This is a genomic window from Thermodesulfobacteriota bacterium (assembly GCA_036482575.1).
Taxonomy (GTDB): domain Bacteria; phylum Desulfobacterota; class GWC2-55-46; order GWC2-55-46; family JAUVFY01; genus JAZGJJ01.
Genome location: JAZGJJ010000220.1, coordinates 1 through 2,936, shown reverse-complemented (window position 1 = coordinate 2,936; position 2,936 = coordinate 1). Strand labels below are relative to the sequence as shown.

Genomic DNA, 2,936 nt, shown 5'->3' with positions numbered 1-2,936 from the left:
GGCCTCCATGAGCATTATGTAGATCTTCTTCTCCTCGCCCCGGACGGTCTTCGTTTCGAGGTCGGTTATGTTTATGCCCCACTTTGAGAGCGCCTCGGCCGTCTTAAAGACTATGCCCGGACGGTCGTAGCCCGAGACCGTGACGATATGGTTGCTCTTCGGGCCCCTCTCCGCCGCCTCGGCTTCGATCTCCTTCAGATGTATCGTAAGCTCCATCTTATCTCCCACCCCCTGGACGTCTTTTTCGAGCGAGGGGAGGTCGATAGAGTCCGGCGCCTCCATTATGAGTATTATCGCGAACTCATCCTGGAGGTTGGTCATCGACGAGTCCTCTATGTTGCAGTCGTGCTCGAAGAGCGTCTTTGTTACCGCTGCCACTATGCCGGGCTTGTCCCTGCCTATTGCCGTCAGCGCGTATCTCTTTGTGCTCATTTTTTCTTCCTTTCGGGAGGCGTGTAGTATTTTCTGTGCTTGAGCTTTTCCGGGAGGAACTCCTGATCCACCTTCGCGTCTTTATAGTTGTGCGGGTACTTGTAGTCCCGGCCGTACCCGAGGTTCTTCATGAGCTTCGTCGGGGCGTTCCTCAAGTGGAGCGGCACCGGAAGCGCGCCTTCGGCCTTGACGTCTTTCGCGGCTTCGAGGTAGGCCGTGTACGACGCGTTGGATTTCGGGGCGGTGGCGAGGTAGGTCGCCCCCTGGGCGAGCGGTATCCAACCCTCGGGCATGCCGACGAAGTGTACGGCGTCCTTCACCGAGACGGCTACCCTGAGCGCCTCGGGGTCCGCGTTACTGACGTCTTCGGAGGCGAATATCACCATGCGCCGGGTTATGAACATAGGGTCCTCGCCCGCCTCGACCATGCGCGCGAGCCAGTAGAGAGCGGCGTCAGGGTCGCTTCCCCTCATGGACTTTATAAAGGCCGAGACGACGTTATAGTGCTCTTCTCCGTCTTTATCGTACGGGAGTGCCTTACGCTGCATGGCCTCCTTCGCGGTTTCGACTGTTATGCGCCTTCCCCCGTCGGTGCCCGGCTCGGTAATCATATAGGCAGTCTCGATAGAGGTAAGCGCCTCCCTGGCGTCTCCGTGAGAGAGCGAGGCGATTAAATCCAATACCCCGTCGTCTACCTCGGCCTTCATCCCGCCGAGCCCCCTTTCCGTATCGGTTACGGCCTTCCGGAGGAGGCCCGTTATGTCGCCGGTGGAAAGCGGTTCGAGTGTTAATACCTTGCAACGGGAGAGGAGCGGGGGGTTTATTTCGAAGGAAGGGTTTTCCGTCGTGGCGCCTATGAGCGTTATGGTGCCGTCCTCGACGTGGTGGAGGAAGGCGTCCTGCTGGGCCTTGTTGAAGCGGTGGATCTCGTCCACGAAGAGCACCGTCTTACGGCCGAGCCGCAGGTTGGTCTGTGCCCTCTTAACGACTTCTCGTATCTCCTTCACGCCGGAGAGTACGGCCGAGAACTCGACGAAGTCGGCCCCCGAACTCCGGGCGACTATCCGCGCCAGCGTGGTCTTGCCCACCCCCGGAGGGCCCCAGAGGACGAGGGACGGCAGTTCGCCGTGCTCTATCACGCGCCCGAGGAACTTTCCCTCTCCGACCAGGTGGCCCTGCCCCACCAACTCCTCGATCGTCTCCGGCCTCATACGGCCGGCAAGAGGGGAGGGGGGAGAGGGGGGAGGCGTCTGAGACGCACTATTCCTTTCAAAAAGTTCCATAAAGGGATAGTACTACAACCCCTCCGGAAATCGCAATACAAACCGGAAGTAGCCGCATAGGTGAGGGGAGGGGGTGGGGGCCGCCGCTGACCGTCGCTCGCAATGACTAACGAGTTGGGTTTTTCAACAGCCCCATTGTTTGCCCCTCTCTACCCACCCTGCTCCACAGTCACCTTGACTGCCCGGAGGCCCGCTGTTATACTTCCCACCATGAAAGTGGAGCTCGTAAAAGGTTTCGACCCGTTCCGTATTATAAAGGCCGCCCTTAAGAACGGCGGGCGCTACGCGGACCTCTATCTGGAGGAGACCCGCAATAACTCCATCGTCCTGGAGGAGGATAAGATAGAGAAGGTCGTAAGCGGCAGGGACAGGGGCTGCGGCATACGGGTCATATCCGACCGGCTAAAGACCTTTTACGCCTACACGAACGACCTGACCGAAAAGGGACTCCTTGATCTCGCCGGTGTGGTGGCCGGGGCGGTCAAAGAGGGCGGGACCGCAGGCGATATATCCCTCGTAAAAAAAGAGATCGCGCCGGGCTTCGAAATAAAAGTTCCGCCCGGCGGCGTGGGGCTCGAAGAGAAGATAGCGCTCGTCAATAAGGGCAACTCCGTCGCCCGAGATTTCGACAAGAGGGTCAGGCAGGTAAAGGTCGTCTACGGAGACGGTTTTAGGAGCTCGGCCACCATAAACTCGCTCGGCCAGTGGGTCGAGGAGGAGAGGACGTCGATACTCTATCTCTGTCAGGTGGTCTCAGGCGATGGGGGGGTAATCCAGACCGGCTACGAGCCCATAGGCGGAGTGATGGGCTTTGAGATATTCGACGAGAACCCGCCCGAGCTAATAGCCGAGACCGCCGCCCGGAGGGCCGTCATGATGCTCGGGGCCGAGAGGGCCCCGGCCGGAAGGATGCCGGTGGTGCTATCGAGCGAGGCCGGGGGGACCATGATACACGAGGCCGTCGGGCACGGCCTCGAGGCCGACCTCGCCCAGGAGGGGCTTTCCGTCTATTCCGGGAAGATCGGCCAGGAGGTGGCCTCGCCGCTCATAACCGTCATAGACGACGGCACCATGCCAAATAAGCGCGGTTCTTCTTTTTTCGACGACGAGGGCTCGCCAACGCAGAGGACGGTGCTCGTGGAAAACGGAGTCCTGAAACGCTATATGAGCGACAGGCTTAACGCAATGAAGGCCGAGGAGGGGGGGGAGGGGGGGGAGGCC

The 2,936-nt window shown here is 60.0% G+C and carries 3 protein-coding genes; 1 reads left to right on the top strand and 2 read right to left on the bottom strand.

Annotation, left to right across the window (positions count from 1 at the left end; translation table 11 throughout):
• The coding region (locus V3W31_09775; GenBank protein ID MEE9615215.1) for an ACT domain-containing protein at nucleotides 1–432 on the bottom strand (432 nt) is incomplete at its 3' end.
• Nucleotides 429–1,715 carry a replication-associated recombination protein A gene (locus tag V3W31_09770; GenBank protein MEE9615214.1) on the bottom strand — a complete coding sequence of 429 codons (1,287 nt, stop codon included), beginning with the start codon at nucleotides 1,713–1,715 and terminating at the stop codon, nucleotides 429–431. The genes V3W31_09770 and V3W31_09775, both read right to left, overlap by 4 nt.
• Nucleotides 1,716–1,925: 210 nt before the next feature.
• On the opposite strand from V3W31_09770, the gene V3W31_09765 reads away from it, so the two are divergent.
• Nucleotides 1,926–2,936, top strand: a 1,011-nt coding sequence (locus V3W31_09765; GenBank protein MEE9615213.1) for a TldD/PmbA family protein, incomplete at its 3' end; no start/stop codon positions are given.